The organism is Sulfitobacter sp. THAF37, from assembly GCF_009363555.1.
GTDB lineage: Bacteria > Pseudomonadota > Alphaproteobacteria > Rhodobacterales > Rhodobacteraceae > Sulfitobacter.
In genome coordinates this window covers 72,890-90,760 of sequence record NZ_CP045374.1, presented here as the reverse complement: position 1 = coordinate 90,760, position 17,871 = coordinate 72,890, and the positions used below count along the sequence as shown (strand labels likewise).

Genomic DNA, 17,871 nt, shown 5'->3' with positions numbered 1-17,871 from the left:
AGCCGCGTTGCGCGCAACACCCATCGCAAACAGGATCAGGACCCTGCCGACGGCTCTTCGGGGTCAAAGTCCAGCACGATGGGCAGGTGGTCCGAGGCCCGCGCGGCAAGCGCCGACCGGTGGACCCAGGCCGCCCCTGCGTGCACCGGACCAAAAAGCAGAAAGCGGTCCAGCGCCGCCACCGGCCGCGCACTGTGAAAGCTCTTGCCCGGCACGATCGCCCGCGCCCCGGCGGGAACATCGCCCCTGCGCCATTCATTGAAATCCCCGGCAACGATGAGCGGCGTCCGCGCCGCCGCCCCATGCGCCCCAAGCACCGCCATCTGGCGCCGCCTGACCGCCCCCGCCAGCGCCAGATGCACGCCGATCACCCCAAGCCCAGGCCGGTCGAACTGGGCGCGCACCGCCCCGCGCGGCTCCAGTGTCGGCAGCGCGACCCGACCGGTTTCGGCCAGCGACAGCGCGTCACGGTAAAGGATGACGTTGCCGTGCCAGCCGTGGCTATCGGGTCTCAGCGCCACGTCCGCGATGCGGTAGCCCGCCTGGGCCAGACTGCCCCCGCCCAGCACGCCTGCCCGCCGCCCGATCCGCTTGTCGGCCTCCTGAAGAACCACGATGTCGGCGTCGATCTCGGCCAGCACCGCGACGATCCGCGCGGGGTCGCGGCGCCAGTCCAGCCCGACCGCCTTGCGAATATTGTAGCTCGCGATCCTCATTCGTGCTGCGGCGTCCCGCCCCCCGTGATCACCGCGGCCAAAGCGGAAAACAAAGCAAATTCATCACGACATGCGGTCTGGGACACGGGGGCTGGCTCATCTCTTGGCAAAGGTCTGCGCAGCAGATGATAGGGCAGCGGGGCCGCGCGGGAAATCCGGTTTCACCCGGACCCTACCGAAGACCGGTCAACGCCTTCCGGAATTCAGGAACAGCCCTGCCAGATAAAGGGCCGCGAAGAAAACGAAGACACCGCCGACGAAGTCCAGGATATGATGCGCGCCGTGGATGTGGATCGCCGGGATCATGGCGATGTTCAGGATCACGATCGGCCAGAACGCCACGGTGCGGAAGGCGAACCACACCGTCAGGCACGCCATGACCGTATGATAGGACGGAAACGCCACCACACCTTGCATCGTCTCGTTCGAGATCACGGGTATCCCGTTCAGCGCGGCCTCCTTCAGCGCCTGACCATAGCTGGTATTGGTCACCAGGCGGATCGCCTGTTCGGCTTCTGCCGGAATGGGATAATGGATGCCCATGCTGAAGTTCGGGAAGATCTGCCAGACCACGAAGGTCAGGAATAGCCCGATCATTCCGGTAAGCAGCAGCATGTCGAGCCGCGACGCCCGCCCGGTCGCGCCCAGCAGGACGATGACAAGGATAAGCTGCGCAAAGGAACTCAGGTAGATATGGCTCAGCACCCGGCCAAGCCAGGCATGTTCCCGCGCCAGCCAGGCCACCGCATCGGGCCAATGGTAGCCAAAGTAATGATCGAACCCGAGCAGGAATTCGTCCAGCACCGGCTCTGGTCGCGGCATGTAGATGTGAAAGACGATACCCATCGACACGCCGAACAGCGCATAGCCGGCCAGTGCGACCGTGATGCAGGCAAAGCGTTCCGCGTTCTTGCAGGCTCTCAGGTAGATGCCGATCCCCAGCAGGCCAAGGGCGGCCCCATAGATGTTGAGAAAGCTCATCCAGTCAATGGCCTGCGACCGCCAGAAGGACAGGACCACCACCGCCACGAATGCCGCCAGACCCAGCGACAGATACTTGATTTCGCCGTTTCTCAATGGCGCCGGGAACGAACCCGATTGCTCTATGATGCGCGCGTCAGTCATGGATGGCCCCATTTGCCCCTTTCTACCCGTTGATGACGGATAAACTGGCCAAGAATGTGGCAGGCAGCGGTCCATTTATGGAAATACGTCATGTTTTCTCGTGACGCATTCGCCAACCCAGACCAAAAACAGCCACATCCCCCAGAACCGACAGGGCGCGGTGAAGCAGCGCAATGGCAAGCCCCGACCCTTCGCCGACGCTGGCGGCAAGCCCCAGCACGATGATGCTGTCGCGCACCCCGATGCCCCCCGGCGCGCCCGGCATGACAAACCCCAGGACCCAGGCAAAGGCAAAGACGAGGATGCAGGTCACCAGACCGGGCGCTGCATCCGGGCTGACGGCCAGTGCCGTCGCCCACAGCGAAAGGCCAAGCATCGGAAAGGTCGTCACGTGAAAGGCAAAGGGCCCCAGCAATTGGCGCAGACCGGGGTGCGGGATGTCCAGCTTGCGCAACCTGCGTTTCAACACCGCAGCCCCGAGCGCACCCGCGACGATCAACGCGCCCGCGATCAGCGGGGGGTTCAGCCAGGTCCCGACACGCGGAAACTCTTGGGCGAGAACAGGCAGGGTGTCCGGCAGGACCAACAGGAGCGCGGCGGTCACGGCAAACCCGGCGGCGAGGGTAAAGCCGATCTCGAACACCATCGACGCGGCCAGAACGCCGGTTGTCAAACCGTCGCGGCGGCCGATCACCAGACGACCGAACAGATGCGCCACATTGCCGGGAATGTACTTGCCGATCTGGGATACCAGCGGCTGGCTGCGGGCGCGGCGTGGTGCAATGGTCACCTGCCAGAACAGCAGGATGCGGTGCCATGCTTCGGCGGCAGCGAACTGGGATATCACATAGCAGCACAGGGCCAGCGACACGCCAGCCCAGAGCGTCACGGAGGACGGGTCGAGCACGGGCAGATGGGGAGCCTGCTGCACGATCAGCCAGCCGATCCAGCCAAGCGCCAGAACCGTCCCGGTGAGGCGAAGCGCGCGTTTCATGATCAGGTCTTGCGGGCCACGACCAGATAGCCGTTCCCCAGATCGGTCTGCAGAAACGGACGCTGAAGCTGGGCCGCCAGCCCCATGGCCGCCGCCATCGGCCTGGAGGCGAACAGCTTCCAGAAACGGCTTTCAACCGACCGGTCGCTGCCGCTTTCGTCGGTCAGATCATCGGCGGATTTGTCGGATTTCGCGGCCTGTTCCAGCGCCTTGCCATACGCGCGGGCGCGCAGGACCTCCATCACGTTGGCCAGGGGAAAGCCGTAGCATTCGAACTTTTCAATGGTGAAACCCGCGCTGGTGATGGCCTCTGTCAGACCTGTTCGGGTGTAGCGCCGCACGTGACCGGCCCAGACATCCGCCGCGTTCCAGCGCGACGGGTGCGCGGGGGTGGACAGGATCATCCGCCCCCCCGGTCTGAGATATTCGCGCCATTCGGCCATGGCTTGCACGTCTTCTTCGAGGTGTTCGATGACTTCGAACGACATGGCCAGATCGAAGCTGCCGCGCCAGTCGGGATCCAGCTCCGCCTGCAGGCGCATCGGGCTGCCGGGGCCAGCAAGCCGTGCCGCAAGATCGAGCGCGGGCTGTGCGCGGTCGACGCCGACGGCATCGAAACCTTTCGCGGCCAGTTCGGCCAACAGCGCCGCAGGGCCACAGCCAATGTCGACCACGCGGCAGGGGGCGATAGCGGCAATGTGATGCAGCACGCGGGCCCGGCGCAGCAGGTAACGCGGCGCCGGAACCCAGTTGTGGGTCGGCAAGGCCGGGCCATAACTGCGGTGCCAGACAGCATCATCAGAGGGGGTCAGCCGATCCATTGCGCAAACACCTGCTGTACTCATCTGTCAGGTCCTTCCGACCAGGGGCGCGATTTTCGCGCAGAGGATTTCACCGATCCGGGCAGGCTGCGCGACCTCCAGCCTGTCGCGGTGCATGGCCGGAAAACCAGCCGACCTGAGGCGGTCGATCGCATCGAGAATGGCAAAGGGGTCAGCGGCGGGAACAAGCTGCAGCGCCGGGTCGGCCTGCGCAAAAACCTCGCGCATGGCGGGGCCGTCGCGGGTGATCACCGCCCTGCCGGCAAACAGGCTCTGATAGACCTTGTTGGGGACGACCCCGGCGGCCTTGTCTGAGGTGCCAAAGATGCCGAGGCAGATATCGGTGGTCTCGATCGCCTGGGCGAGCTCCGCGTAAGGCACCCAGTCGTCCCATCTGACATGATCGGATTTCTCGGCGGCAAGGGCATGCGCGACACGCGGCCGGTCCTGGCCGCTGCCGATGATGTGCCAATCGTACTGCCGCCCCCGTTCGGACAGGGCGGCGGCCAGAATCGTTTCCACGCCATGCAGCGGGATGAGCTGACCGTAGAACAGGACGCGCGTGCGGCCCTCATGAGGCACATGCGGCGCGACATGGGCAAAGGCCCCCGGTTCGACGCCCACGGGCACGGCATCGAATTTCTCCGGGTCCAGTCCCAACACCTGCGCAATCCGTGCGGCGTGAACTTCGGTGTCCAGCAGCACGGTATCCACGGCGCGGCAGGACAGACGCTCTAGCGTCCTGAGGCACCGTGCGACAAACCCGCCGGATGGCACCATCTTCCGGTCGTTCACGACGGTATCATAAAGCGACAGGAACAGGTCCAGCACCACGGGCCGCCCCCGCAACCTGGCAAAGGGCCACAGCACGATCACATCGAACTGGCCCAGGTAGGGAACGATCACCAGATCGTGCTGCGGGGCGCGCAGGTAACGAACGATCAATACCGGATAGGCCAGCAGCAGGCTGAGCAGGCGCAGCGCCATCTGCGCGCGGCTCAACTGGCTCTTGTCCGCGTCCGCTTTCCAGATGTCCGCGTGGATTTCCGTCACCTCGGCGCCGGCCTCGACAAGGCCCTCACGCAGGATGCGCGTGCGCGGTTTGCCCAGATCGTAACTGCCCCAGAGGACCACGCGCAACGGCTGATCCGACGCCGCGGCGCGCGCGATGTCACGGGGGACCGCACATGCGGCAAGAGGTGTGGCGATCTGTGTCATAGCCGCCAGAAACCAGCATATAGCCCGGTTTCAGGCAATGAGATTTGGGCGGCTCCGGGGGCGGTGTTCCAGATAAGTCGCACTTTGGCACCTTCCGGGCCGCGGATTTCGGTGCCCCCGCCCCCAAGCGTCACCACGTCGCCACGGGATACCTCGGTGGTGCCGATCATGACCGGCGTGTCCGCCTCGACCCGGTAGGTCCCGGCAAAAGGCATTTCCGCCGTCGCCCTGCCGTTTTCGATTGTCACATCCTGCCCCGCGAGCCAGATCACCCCGGCATGGTGCACATAGCTTTGGCGCAGGGTCCGCGCATCCTCCGCCAGCAATCCCAGCAACCGGCGATCACCCTGTTCGGGCCGCAGCGCCGCGTAAAGCTCGGCCCGGTTGGTCAGCAACAGGGGCGGACGATTGTCGGCGATCAGATCGGCAAAGACGGGTTTGCCCGCCGCGCGATAGGTCACGATACCCCAGGTCGACATGAAGAACCCCTGTCGGTCGAAACTTGCGATCATGCCGTTCTGGTCGATGTAAGTGACCGGTTCGGGAAACAGCCGGTGAACTTCGGCAATGGTGGCGTGCTGGTCCGCGTTGCGCTCGGCCAGGGCTCTTTGGGTCTGGATCAGACCGCTTGCGATCATCAGCACCAGGGCGAGCTTGCGGATCAGCCCCCCCTTCACCGCCCGTGCCCCCACCGCGACGGCAACCATCAGCGGCGGCACCGCAAAGGGAAAGAAATAGGGAAAGGCGTTACGGTACACCACGACAGACAGGACAGGCACGGCGAAGCACCACAAAACCACTTTCAACCGCGCACCGGGCGCACGCAGAAATCCGGCACAGATCAGCAGCACGGCGCCCAGACTGAACATCAGCCACAGGGACGCTTCGGGCCAACGGGGCAGCAGACCGCTGCCCCCGATCGAGATGCGCGCGGCATCCCCGAGGTTGGTCGTCGTATCCGCCCCCTCGGCGGGCGTGATGCCGGAGGCGTGCCAGAAGAACCCCACAGCGGCGATTGCCAGCGCCAGCAGAGCTGCGGCAAGGCAACGCAACACGATGCCGGGGTCGGTCCGGCGCCACACCAATGCACCGACAAAGACCGGCAGATAGAGTGCGGACTTTACCGTGACGAGCAGCGCAAGGGCACAGAGCACCGCAGAGACAAGGATATGCAAAAGGCCCATGCGCGTGGTCATCATGAACGCCAGGGCGCACATCAAGAGCCCCGCCGCCATGGGATCGGCACGAAAGCTGGAGCCATGCGCAATGGCAAACCCGGAGGTGACAAAGCCCAGCACCGCGATGTCCGCGGATCGTTCCCCCGCGAGCGTCACCGCAATCCGGTGCAGGGCCAGGCAGCTTGCGACGAAGAAGCCAAGCATGACGAGGCGGGCGATTGCGATCTGATCGACCTCGTTGCCGGACACATCTGCCAACCAGCCGAAAGCATGGACGAAAACGGTCTGAAGCGGCCGGTCCAGCCGACCGTCCAGATTGGCATGGACATGGGAAAGGAAATAGAACTCGTCCCAGTTCACGTTCCGGGTCCAGCTCATGCCGGCCATGGCGACCAGCATGCACAGGATCACCAGCCGTATCGCGGTGCGGCCAATGTCATCGGCGCTGATGGACTGAACCTGCGCAGCCGACGGCAGGGAAATGCCTTCAGGATGCATCGGCGAAATCGACGGCATGGATGACCTTGCCGGTTTGGCGCGGGCGCTGCGGCTGGCGCAGCAGGTCGCGGGCGCGAATGTCTTCCAGCAGGCTGCGGTTCGCGGCGATCAGATCGGCCAGGATACCGACGGCAAAAAGGATCGTCGCCACGGCCAGAAACGCACCCGACAGGACCAGAGACTGAATGTGGCCCGCGCCGCCGTCGGTGGCGTAGAAATAGACAAACCGTCCGACACCGGCCAGCGCAGGCAGCAAAAAGAAGCTCGCAAGGGTCATGAAGAACCGCAATGGCGCGTAGATCACAAAGACCCGCAGGATCGTCTTGACCGAGCGCATGATATACTGGCCCATGCCGCGAAACAGTCGCGAGGGGCGTTTCACCGTGTTCACCCGCACCGGAACAGAAGTCATCGGTATCCGCTTGCGACCGGCCTGAATGATTGTCTCCAGCGTATATGTGTAGGTGTTCACCACGCAAAGCCGGGCGGCGGCATCGCGTGCGTAGGCGCGGAATCCGCTGGGTGCGTCGGGAATGTCGGTGCCGCTGGCCACGCGCACGACCCAGCTGCCCAGTCGCTGCAGGACCTTCTTGACCGGCGAAAAGCTCTCGATTTCGCTGATCGGGCGGGCACCGACGACGATCTGCGCACGCCGTTCCAGCACCGGTTCGATCAGGGCCGGAATATCGTCGGCACAATACTGGTTGTCCGCGTCGGTATTGACGATGATGTCGGCCCCAAGGGTCAGACATTCCTCGATCCCGGCCAGAAAGGCACGGGCAAGGCCGACATGGCTGCTCATCTGGAGGACGTGATCGGCGCCGGCCTGTTTTGCCACCTCGACAGTGCGGTCGGTTGACCCATCGTCGACCACCAATACCTCTACGCTCGTAACGCCGCGTATCCGGCGCGGCACCGCCGCGATGGATTCCGCAAGGGTCTCTTCTTCATTCCAGGCCGGAATCTGGACGATCAGTTTCATATTCTGCTCCCACTCAGCTTGATCGTGTTTTTCAGGCTAGTGGGGCAGAAATTGGGCAATAAGGCGCAAATTCGGGGTCCTGTCGCATAGGTCCGCGAATAGATGGCCACGCCACGCATTGTTTTCACGTCGCCTGCCTTGTCCGGCTTTACCCCTTACTGCTCAACCCGAATCGCACGAAAAATAGCTAAGTATCTGATATATTTTCGTTTTATCCGGAGCTCCTTGAAATTGGCTTCGCCAGGTGGTCGGGTTCCGTCCCTTTTTCGCCAGTCGGCGCTCACCCCCATTTCAGGATCAAGGGATACAGACCCGCCCGCATGACGAACGACAAAAGCGCCACATCTTCAAAGATTTTCAGCGCCGCAGAGGTGTCCAGTCCCCGCTTTCGGAGATAAGATCGGCCTCGGCTGGCGGGGTGATGCGGAGAAGCGCCTTTCAGGCCGCGGCGCTTTTTCATGCTTTATCGCGCAGTAACCGCCCCGCAGTAGCGCCAGGCCTTATGTCCGATAATCTGCCGACAAAGGCTCTGGCCATGCTTCTCACCCCTCCCCGCCCTGCCGGGCCGGTCGGGAGTCAGGGAGGTTTCGCATGCGAAACCCCACCTTGAGGGTTCAGATTTCCTCAAGCAGGAATTTGATCCGGTCCATGACCAGTTCAACCATCTCGTCGTTCACGTGGGGCCCCCGCAGCCGGATGGCATAACCGTCCTCGGTCTTCACCTTTTCCATCGTGACCTCATTGGCAAGCTGAACCGGCGCCGAGCGTGTGACGGCCTTGCGGGGCCGCCCGCCGCGCGTCCGGTCGCGCTCGCCCTCCTCGACTGCCACGATCAGTGGCTCCAGCACCGCCCATTCATCGGCTGCGGAGCTGACCCTGTGTTCCTCCAGCGCGTCGCGCATCGGCTCCCCCTGCCCCGCGCGCAACCCGGTCGCAATCCGAAGGCACTGGCGTTCGTTCAGCTGCGCGCCGAACCGCAGCATGTCCCCCAGTTCTTCATGCACCAGCGCAAAGGACCGGATCTTGGACCGCTTCGCCTTGCTCGCCGCCGCGTAAAGCTCCGCCACGGCCTCGTCCACCGTGCCAAAGACCCCGTCATGCACCGCGATGGCCGCCACCCTGCCCCGCTCGTACTGGCTCAGCCCCGTGCGGATTTCGTTCTCTTCGATCATCGCCCGGATTGCATTGGCAAGGCTGCCGGGCTCGCGCACGAAAGCAGGGATCGTATTGAACCGAGCCCCGCCCGACAGCTCTTGCAATTCGCGCATCGCGGCCAGACGGCGGAAGCCCGAGATCAGCGCGAATTTCCCGGCGTCTTCCGGGTTCGTCGGCTCGAACACTTCGATCGGCAGACGCACCCCGTGATCCAGGATCGAGCGGCGCAGTTCGGCCAGATCCTCCTCGTCCAGCTCCATACGGTCCCGCGTCAACGCATCACCGCGGATGTCCTCCAGCGGGATTTCCAACACCACGAGCCCCTTTTCACGGGCCTCGCGCAGCAGCCTGGCATCCGCCTTGTCACGGGCCTGTTCCTCGCGCAGATGCTGGGGCAGGGGGTCCGCGTGGCGGGCGGCATCCCCCGCGACATCGGCAATCGGGATGCGCGATCCAAGGCGGGAGGTTTCGCGTGCGAAACCCTCTTCGATTTCCTTCAGCTTCTCGACCGAAGGCGCCTCAAGCTGTTTCCGTCTCGCCATTTCCGGCCTCCTCCTTGCGTTCCTGATCGTCGCGCCACCATGTGCCAAGCAGGATTTCCTTGAACTCCGCATAGGTGCGGTCAAAGGTCTCTCTGCCGCGGGTATAGGTCTCGCGGTTGTAGTCGCGGTAATCGGCTTCATAGATGCCGCTCACGCTCTCCCCGGCCTGACCGACCATCGCCGTGAATTCCTGCCGGTAGGCGTTGGTCATGTCCCCGAAATAGGCCTGAATGACATTCGCCATGTCGGTCTGCTGGCTTGCGTCAAAGCGGGTGATGATCGCGCGGACCACATCCCATTCAAACTTCATCTCGGGCAGCCCGTTGTGCCGCCGCGCGGCGTTCTCGCCCTCTTCGATGGAGGCGAACGTGCTGTAGAGCATGTCAAAGAAACGGCCCGTGGAATCGAATTCGAGAAAGGACGCGCCCAGCGGGACAAGGATGATATCCGCCGCCGCCAGCGCATTGATCGTGAGGTAGCCAAGCGCCGGGGCCGTATCCACCAGGATGATGTCGTATTCGTCCAGCGCGCCGCCTTCCTCCAGCGCCGAGGTCAGCGCATCCCACAGCGCCCAATGCCGCAACGCCATCCGCCAGACGGGGATCTGGAATTCTGCCCAATAGAGGTTCAGCTGCGCGCCGATGAGGTCGATATTGGGCCAGTGGGTTGGCTGCACCACGTCTTTCAGAGAGGTTTTCAGCGCCTCGGTCAGGGTCTCATCCATCGGAATTTCCGGATCGCCCGATGTCGCCCGGATCTTGTTCTCCGCCGCTACCTGCGTGGCAAAGTCCTTGGCCAGAAGCGGGAAGATGGTCTGCCACTCATCCTCCACCTTGCCGCCCATGATCGACGTCATGGAGCCCTGGGAATCCAGGTCCACGACCAGCACCTTGTAGCCATCGAGCGCGGCCGACATGGCGAGGTGGGCACCGGTCGTCGTCTTGGATACGCCGCCCTTGAAATTCGCGACGGCGACGACCTTGGCCGGCAGGCCTTCGGGGCGATAGGGGCGGTATTCCTTGGTGCTGACGCCCTCTTCGGCGAAGTGCTGGCGCAGCGTCAGGATCTCTTCAAGACTGAACCGCCGGGCATTGCCTGACCCTTCGCCCTGGGGCAGTTCCGGATGTTTGTTCAGGACCCGTCTCAGGTGAGCAGGCGCGACGGGGATCAGATAGCGGCAAATTTCCCAGGTGGAGAATTTTCGCAGCTTCTTCTTCCCATCGGGGGCATAGCCCCGCTCGGCCAGATCGGCACGCCCGCGTGCGGCAAAGGCGGCGGCCTTGGCGAATCGGGCGGTGTCGACAGGATCGCTCAGCTTGGCCGCGGCGGCTTTGGGGTCGAGATTGAAATAGGGGGGCAGGGGTGGGGATGACTTCTTGTCCATGTCAGGGTGCCTCTGTCAGATCATCATTATTCGATGTTATCGCCGTAATAATGGCACATCTTAATGGCGGTGTGAATCGCCAAGATACCTCAGATGTTTTGGGGGCGGTCTTGGGTTTCGCATGCGAAACCGTCTCTAATAAGCCTATCATAAAGAAGAAGACAGCAATATAGGTTGTAGATTCTTTAGGTACTTTAGAGGCTTTAGGATAGGATAAGATTTATTTACCAAATACTTACATGCAGTACGGTACCTGTATGCAGGACAATAGGCACCCGTCTCCGGGTCGAAGGGGGCCCGGGTACAGGGTAAGGGGCCCCGATTCGCGGGGGCAGGGGGCCCAGCGAGCGGGAGAGCCTGTTTAGGCTCTGTTTTCAGACTCTCGCGCGATGCGCCGTCCCGTATACGGGTCCCTTTCATCCGGCCCGCGTTGCCAAAGGAACCCGTTTGCAGGATCAGCCTGCAGGCCCGCAAGGGTCCCCAGAGAAGTGTTGAGCACGGGCACCTTTTACGCCATACTCTGCGCCAAAGTCACACCCAAGAGCGGCCACCGCCACCCAAGTGACGACAGAGCAGGGCAGACCGATGGAACGGACCATTCCCCATGAAAAGCTGACAGGTGCATTGCGCCGCCAGTCGGTGAAAAAGAACGTCGCCGCAATTCATGTGTCGGGCAAGCTGACGCTGTTGCAGCGCAAGCTCAGCAATGTGCTGCTGCTGAATGCCTACGACAGGCTGGTCACATCCAGCAGGCATCAGATCGACGCCCGGACCCTGTGCATGATGGTGGGGTACAATTCCAACGACATGGACACGCTGAAACAGTCGCTGCGCAGCCTGGCGGAAACGACGGCGGAATGGGACATGCTGGATGCCAACGGGCGGCAGGAATGGGGTGTGTCGGCGCTGTTGTCCTATGCGAAACTGTCGGGCGGGGTCTGCGAATATGCCTATTCGCCAGCATTGGCCGAGAAGCTTCACGACCCCAAGGTCTTTGCCCTGATCAACCTGAACATCCAGCGGCGCTTTACCTCGGGCCATGCGCTGGCGCTTTACGAAAACTGCTATCGCTTCGTGCGCACCGGGTCGACGGGCTGGTGGCCCATCGACCTGTTCCGCCGCCTGATGGGAGTGGACGGCAGCGCCTATTACGAGAGCTTCAAGCACCTCAACGCGAAGATCATCAAACCCGCCGTGGCGGAGGTGAACAAGACCTCCAACATCCTGATCGAGCCGGAGCTGCACAAGATGGGCCGTCAGGTCAGCGACATCCGTTTTCGGATCAGGGAGAACCCGCAGCTTGCCATGCTCGACATCGACGATGGCGAAGGGCTGCGGCAGGGGCCGGTCTATGCCAGCCTGATGGAACTGGGTGTCAGCGACCGGCTGGCGCGGCAGTGGATCTCTGAACATGGTGAGGTGTATGTCGCTGAAAAGGTGTCCTATCTGAAGGGCAGGGGGGCGGTGGAAAGCCCGATCGGCTATCTTCGCGCCGCGCTGCGCGATGACTACAAGGCGCCCGCGCCCCCCGAACCCAGCGACCGTGCCAAGGCGGCGGCAAGCGCGCGGATGACCCAGGCGCGCGAGGTCGACAGTGCCGAGGCCGCGCGTGCGCAGCTGGTGGACGAAGAGCGCAAGGCGCGTGCCGCGATCATGGCGCGGGTGCAGGAGATCGTCGCGGCCCGCAGCCCCACCCAGCGCGATGCCGACCGCCGCCTGTTTCTGGCCTGGCTCGACGACGAGCTGCTGAAATCCGAGTTTTCACGGCTGGGCTGGAGGTCGGCGCTGTGTGTGACCGAGATGGTCGCCTTCTGGCGGGACATGATGCCGGACGCATTCGACGGGCTGGAGACAGCAGCCTAGCAAAGCACCGATCCCGAAGGCGGTTCGGGCCTGCCGCGCCTGCGCGGATGAAGCCGATTGACTCATAATTTTTATGCGCTAAAAAATTTTATGAGGTAAAAGGACATCTGTCATGGTCGTGGACTCCGGTTTGCGGGATCGCAAGAAGGCCAGGCGCCACGACGACATCGTCGCGGCGGCGATCGAGCTGTTCGGGCGAAAGGGCGTCGATGCCACCACGATCGCGGACATCGCCGCGGCCTGCGAGGTGTCGGCGCCGACGGTGTTCAACTATTTCGGGTCCAAGGACGGTCTGCTGGTCGCCATCATAGAGGACGGCACACGGCGCAAGCGCGAGACCGGATCGCTGCGGCCCGTGCTGCGGGATGTGCCCCTGATCGACGTGGTGGTGGATCTGTTTTCCACGATTTCGCAGGAGACGCTGGATATCGCGTCGCGGCGGGTCTGGCGCTATGCCGAGGCGTCGGTGATCCGGCGGCCGGAGACGGAGCTGTCGGCGCGCTACCGCAACACCTCGCGCCTGCTGGTCGATGCGATTGCGGCGCGGCTTGGTGCCTATGCGCTGCGCACCCGATCCGGGGCGGAGATGGATGTGCGGGTGCTGGCGCGGATGCTGCACGATCTGTGGATGCCCTGCTATCTGTCGCTGATCACGGAGCCGCAGATGACCCTGGCCGACCATGACGCGCTGGTGTCGGCGCGGATGCAGCCTTTTCTGGCCTGCGTCTTCGATGACGCGACCCTTGCCGCGCCTGCGGTCGCGGGGATGGACGCTGACCTGACGCTGTTTGACGGGAGGATCACCCATGCGCGGTGAATGCCCCGACATCACGACCCTGGGCGCGCCGCTGTCGCCCGGTCAGCCCCGTCTGACGCGGGTCTGTTCGATCCGGGCCGAGATCGGACCGGCGACGGAATTCGACACCAGCCGGGGCACCGGCCGGGCGATGTTCCCGATCACCGGCGGCGCGGCCGCGGCGTCGGACTGGCGCGCGACGATCCTGCCCGGCGGTGCGGATTTCGCGCGCCGCCTTGCGGATGGCACCTACGAGATCGAGGCGCGCTATTTCCTGGAGCTGGAAGATGGTACGGTGGTGATGGTCCATAACGCCGGGCGTATGGTGCCGCAGGCTGATGGCAGTTTCCACGGCCGCACCCGCGCCGAGCTGGAGGTGCCGCCGGGCCCTCATGCGGCGCTGGCCGATATGGTGCTGTTCGGCACCGCCTATGCGCCCGCCGATGACGAGGGCAACGTATTCATCGAACTTTGGCACGCCGCGGTCTGAGGGGCCGCGCGCAGCCCGGGTCGAACATTTGGAAAGGATCGACATGACACGTCTGAACACACGCAGCGCCTGGGAAATGGACCGTGCGCATCTGCTGCATCCCTACACGGATTTCGCCAGCTTCAAGGAAGAGGGCAGCCAGGTCATCGAGGGCGCCAGCGGTATCCATGTGACCGACAGCAGCGGGCGCAAGCTGCTGGACGGGATCGCGGGCCTGTGGTGCGTCAACATCGGTCATGGCCGCAAGGACATGGCAGAGGCCATCGCCAAACAGGTGATGGACATGCAGTATTACAACCCCTTCGGCCACAGCACCAATGTTCCGGCGGCGGAGTTCGGTGCCTGGCTGGCCGATCATGCGCCGGGCGATCTGAACCACGTCTTTTATTCCTGCGGCGGCAGCACCGCGAACGAGGCGGCGGTGCGGATCGCGCATTTCTACCACGAGATGCGCGGCAAGCGGACAAAGAAAAAGATCATCTCGCGCAATTACGCCTATCATGGCGCGACCTATTTCGCGGCGAACCTGACCGGGATCGAGGGCACCAAGACCGGGTTCAACCGGATCGCGGATGACATCATCCGCTATGTCTCGGCGGCGAACATGTACGCCAAGCCGGAGGACCAGACCGAGGCGCAGTATTGCGACCACCTCGTGCGGGAGTTCGAAACGGCGATTGCGAACAACGGCGCGGACAATATCGCCGCGTTCATCGCAGAGCCGATCATGGGCGCGGGCGGGGTGCTGATCGCCCCCGCGGGTTATCACAGGCGGATGAAGGAGGTCTGTGCGCGCCACGACATCCTTTATATCGCGGACGAGGTCGTGACCGCCTTTGGCCGGCTGGGCCACTGGTTCGCGTCCGAGGCGGTGTTCGACTGCCAGCCCGACATCATCGTATCGGCCAAGGGGATCACATCGGGCTACATTCCGCTGGGCGCGACGATCCTGTCGGATGAAATCTACGATGTGATCAGCCATCCGCAGGCGGAGGGTGCGACGTTTTCGATGGGCCTGACCTACTGGGGGCATCCGGTGGCCTGCGCCGCGGCGCTGAAGAACGTCGAGATCATGGAGAACGAGGGGATGCTGGCCAATGCGGCAAGCTCGGGTGCCTATCTGCAAAAGACCGCACAGCGGCTGGCGGATCTGCCCGGCGTGGGCGACGTACGCGGGCATGGCCTGATGTTGGCGGTGGACATGGTGGCCGACAAGCAGACGCGGGCGGGCATGGACCCGGCTCTGGGTTGCGGCCAGCGGATTTTCCAGAAATGCGTGGAGCGGGGCGTGATCGTGCGGCCCGTGGGCGACCGGCTGGTGCTGTCCCCGCCGTTGATCATCACGCCCGAACAATGCGACCGGATCGTCGATGTCCTGGGCGAGGCGATCGGTGAATTCGCGGGCGAAATCGCCTGAGCCAGGCCTAATCCCCCAGGTCGATCGGGCCGTGTTCCGGGTACATGTCGCCGGGGCCGGGATTGCCGGGCCGGGTTGCGCCGCCCATGTGGGTCATCACCCCCCAGACCGCGTTCAGCGCGGTCTGCACGGCGCCCTCGACCCAGGCAGGGGTCCAGCTGATGCCGTCGCCCGCGATGAAGAGGCCCTTTTCCTGCGGCGGCATGTCCGCCTGCATGAAATGGCCGAACATGCGGTAGTTGTAGCGGTAATGGCCGGGCAGGGCGCCCTTGAACGCGCCGAGGAAGTTCTCGTCGCTTTCCCAGCTGACGGTGATCGGGTTGCCGACGATGTGGCTGGCGATATCCACCTGGGGGTAGATCTTGCGCAGCACGTCGAGCGCCAGTTCGACGCGGCGGTTGACCGACAGCGGCTCCATCTTCAGCGCATCCGACATCCATGAATAGGTCAGGCAGATGACGGCGGGCTCGTCCGGGCCGTTTTCGAACAGATAGGTGCCGCGGGTCATCCGGTCGGTGAGGGTGACGCTCATCCGTTCGTGCCCGGTGGCCGGGTCGCGGTCGCGCCAGAAGGGGCGGTCCACCATCACGAAGGTCTTGGACGACTGCATGTAGCGGGTCCGGTCCAGTGCCATCCACATGTTCTGGCTGAGCAGCCGTTCGTCAAAGTCGATGGCGGTGCTGAGCACCCAGCTTTGGCAGGTGCTGATCACCGCGTCGTAGCGTTCGGTGCGGCCCCAGCGGTCGCGCAGGATGAAGGGGCCTTCGTCGCCTTCGCGGTGGACCGCGACGACGCCGGGCAGGGTGGAACCGCCATGCAGCTTTTGCAGCGAGGTGCCTGCGGGCCAATGGGCCATGCGGTCGGGCTGGCGTGTCCACAGGCCCTTTGGCACCTGCTGGACGCCGCCAACCATGTACCGCTGGTCGTCGTCGAAGCCCAGAAGGTTCACACGCAGGATTTCCAGCATCGTGTTGGCAAAGTCGCTGTCCCAGCCCCCGGTGCCGAAGCCGACCTGGCCAAAGACTTCGCGGTGACGGAAGCTGAGCCTGCGGAAGGCGTCCGAGGAGGCGATGAAGTCGTAGAAGCTGCGGTCGTCCCAGTCGCGCACGATGGGATTCCACAGCTCCTTGACGCGGGCGGCGTCGCGGTCGCGCACGGCGGCGCGCAGGGCCGAGAACTGCACATGATCCTCAAGCGCCTGATCGTAGGCGTCGCTGACTTCGCGGTAGAGCGGCGGCAGGTCATCGAGGCTTTCTGCGTAGAGCGTCTGGCCCGCGAGGTCGATCACGGTGGACCCCGCGGCGGGCGTCAGGGGGTTGGGAAAGGGGCGGGAGGCGATGCCCAGCCTGTCCACGTAGTGATAGAAGGCGGTGGAGGAGATCGGAAAGCGCATGCCGCCCAGTTCGGCGATGGCGCCGTCGGACCCTTCGAAAGCCTGGCTGCGCAGGCGTCCGCCAAGCTGGCCCGCCTCGTACACCACCGGGTGCAGGCCCAGTTTCATCAGCTCGTAGGCGCAGACCATGCCGGAAATCCCGGCGCCGATGATCGCCACCTTGCTGCCGTGGCTTTCCGCCGGGACCGAACCGATGCCGTCGGGGTGCTTGATCCACTGATCGTAGGCAAAGGTGAAATCGGGGCCGAAGGCGGTGACGGCGGGGGCGGGTCTGTCGGGGTCGTGCATCGGTGTCAGTCGTCCTCTGGGGCGGGAAGGTAGACGTCGGGCCGCCGGTCCGCCAGGTAGTTCACGCCCTGCCGTACCTGCGCGATGCGGGCGCGGTCAAGCGAAGCGGCGATCAGCCCTTCGCCGGTGCCGGCACGGGCGAGGTCCGCGCCAGACGGGTCGCAGATGCAGGACAGGCCGCAGTAGTCAAAGCCGTCTTCGCGGCCGATGTAATTGGCGTAGGCGACGAAGATGCCGTTCTCTTCGGCCCGCGCGGGCACGAGGCGGTTCGGCACCGACAGGTAGGGTGCCATGTTGGCGGTGGGCACCAGCAGCGCCTCGGCCCCGTCCCGGGCACTGGCGCGGGCCAGTTCGGGAAATTCGATGTCGTAGCAGATGGCGAGCGCGACGCGCCAGCCGTTCAGCGTGACGACCGGGCTGCGGGCAGGGCCGGGGTGAAACTGCGTTGCGTCCACATCGCCGAAGAGGTGCGTTTTGCGGTAGGTGCAGAGCGCGGCACCGCCCGCATCCACAAGCTGCGCCGCGTTGTAGAGCCGGTCACGGTCCCGTTCGGGGAAGCCGAAGAGAATGGCGAGGCCCGTCTGCCGGGCAAGGTCGGCCACCGCGCGGGCCAGTGCGCCGTCGCGCGGCTGGGCCAGCTGCGATACGGCCCCGGCACCGATGTTGTAGCCGGTGAGGTACATTTCGGGGGTGATCAGCAGATCGCAGCCAAGCGCGCGGGCATCCCGTGCGGCACGCGCCAGCCGGTCCAGCGCGCGCGGCGGGTCCGTGCGGATGGGCGGGACCTGCATGCAGGCGATCTTCATGGGGTCATCCTGTTGTCCTGTCTGCCGGGTGCCGAACCCTGGCGTTCTGCCCATCAGTTCGATTTTCGCGCCCGATCGTCAACCGGGTTCCGGGTGCCAGCCTGGCACCCTGCGCGGCGTGCCGCGGAAATGACGGGGAGAAAAGGAAAACGGCGGCACCCGGGAGGAGGTGGATGCCGCCGCTAATCCGCGTCGGTCCAGGGAG

The 17,871-nt window shown here is 64.2% G+C and carries 15 protein-coding genes; 4 read left to right on the top strand and 11 right to left on the bottom strand.

Annotated elements, in window-relative coordinates:
- Positions 1–35 precede the first annotated feature (35 nt).
- The 9 genes from FIU94_RS18350 to FIU94_RS18310 all read right to left on the bottom strand — a co-directional run bounded on the left by FIU94_RS18350 (position 36) and on the right by FIU94_RS18310 (position 10,613).
- On the bottom strand, positions 36–716 hold the full coding sequence (locus FIU94_RS18350) for an endonuclease/exonuclease/phosphatase family protein (protein ID WP_152467277.1): 681 nt from the start codon (positions 714–716) through the stop codon (positions 36–38).
- A 186-nt stretch (positions 717–902) separates the two neighbouring features.
- Entirely contained in the window at positions 903–1,841 is a 939-nt protein-coding gene (locus FIU94_RS18345) for a phosphatase PAP2 family protein (protein WP_172975956.1), read from the bottom strand.
- 88 nt (positions 1,842–1,929) lie between these two features.
- Positions 1,930–2,835 (bottom strand): hypothetical protein, encoded by a 906-nt coding sequence (locus tag FIU94_RS18340; protein WP_152467275.1) that lies wholly within the window; start codon positions 2,833–2,835, stop codon positions 1,930–1,932.
- 2 nt (positions 2,836–2,837) lie between these two features.
- Complete coding sequence (locus FIU94_RS18335) at positions 2,838–3,680, bottom strand: bifunctional 2-polyprenyl-6-hydroxyphenol methylase/3-demethylubiquinol 3-O-methyltransferase UbiG (protein ID WP_152467274.1); 843 nt, start codon at positions 3,678–3,680, stop codon at positions 2,838–2,840.
- Positions 3,681–3,683: 3 nt separating this feature from the next.
- Positions 3,684–4,874: a glycosyltransferase gene (locus FIU94_RS18330; RefSeq protein ID WP_152467273.1), complete on the bottom strand. Its 1,191-nt coding sequence runs from the start codon at positions 4,872–4,874 to the stop codon at positions 3,684–3,686.
- A complete protein-coding gene (locus tag FIU94_RS18325) occupies positions 4,871–6,568 on the bottom strand; it encodes a hypothetical protein (RefSeq protein ID WP_152467272.1) in 1,698 nt (565 codons plus the stop codon). The genes FIU94_RS18330 and FIU94_RS18325 overlap by 4 nt, the downstream gene beginning before the upstream one ends.
- Positions 6,540–7,532 (bottom strand): glycosyltransferase family 2 protein, encoded by a 993-nt coding sequence (locus FIU94_RS18320; RefSeq protein WP_152467271.1) that lies wholly within the window; start codon positions 7,530–7,532, stop codon positions 6,540–6,542. Before FIU94_RS18320 ends, FIU94_RS18325 begins: the two co-directional genes overlap by 29 nt.
- 614 nt (positions 7,533–8,146) lie before the next feature.
- Positions 8,147–9,229 carry a ParB/RepB/Spo0J family partition protein gene (locus FIU94_RS18315; protein WP_152467270.1) on the bottom strand — a complete coding sequence of 361 codons (1,083 nt, stop codon included), beginning with the start codon at positions 9,227–9,229 and terminating at the stop codon, positions 8,147–8,149.
- Positions 9,207–10,613 (bottom strand): AAA family ATPase, encoded by a 1,407-nt coding sequence (locus FIU94_RS18310; RefSeq protein ID WP_152467269.1) that lies wholly within the window; start codon positions 10,611–10,613, stop codon positions 9,207–9,209. Before FIU94_RS18310 ends, FIU94_RS18315 begins: the two co-directional genes overlap by 23 nt.
- A gap of 585 nt (positions 10,614–11,198) precedes the next feature.
- Here FIU94_RS18310 and FIU94_RS18305 point away from each other — a divergent pair.
- From FIU94_RS18305 to FIU94_RS18290, 4 genes are all read left to right on the top strand, one after another.
- Positions 11,199–12,476 carry a replication initiation protein gene (locus FIU94_RS18305; protein ID WP_152467268.1) on the top strand — a complete coding sequence of 426 codons (1,278 nt, stop codon included), beginning with the start codon at positions 11,199–11,201 and terminating at the stop codon, positions 12,474–12,476.
- 112 nt (positions 12,477–12,588) lie between these two features.
- Positions 12,589–13,293 carry a TetR/AcrR family transcriptional regulator gene (locus FIU94_RS18300; protein ID WP_152467267.1) on the top strand — a complete coding sequence of 235 codons (705 nt, stop codon included), beginning with the start codon at positions 12,589–12,591 and terminating at the stop codon, positions 13,291–13,293.
- Entirely contained in the window at positions 13,283–13,762 is a 480-nt protein-coding gene (locus tag FIU94_RS18295) for a DUF3237 family protein (protein WP_152467266.1), read from the top strand. Before FIU94_RS18300 ends, FIU94_RS18295 begins: the two co-directional genes overlap by 11 nt.
- Positions 13,763–13,805: 43 nt before the next feature.
- Positions 13,806–15,179: an aminotransferase gene (locus FIU94_RS18290; RefSeq protein WP_152467265.1), complete on the top strand. Its 1,374-nt coding sequence runs from the start codon at positions 13,806–13,808 to the stop codon at positions 15,177–15,179.
- A 7-nt stretch (positions 15,180–15,186) separates the two neighbouring features.
- On the opposite strand, the gene FIU94_RS18285 is transcribed toward FIU94_RS18290, so the two are convergent.
- Complete coding sequence (locus FIU94_RS18285) at positions 15,187–16,860, bottom strand: NAD(P)/FAD-dependent oxidoreductase (RefSeq protein ID WP_152467264.1); 1,674 nt, start codon at positions 16,858–16,860, stop codon at positions 15,187–15,189.
- Between the two features lie 5 nt (positions 16,861–16,865).
- A complete protein-coding gene (locus FIU94_RS18280; RefSeq protein ID WP_152467263.1) occupies positions 16,866–17,666 on the bottom strand; it encodes a carbon-nitrogen hydrolase family protein in 801 nt (266 codons plus the stop codon).
- Positions 17,667–17,871: the final 205 nt, after the last annotated feature.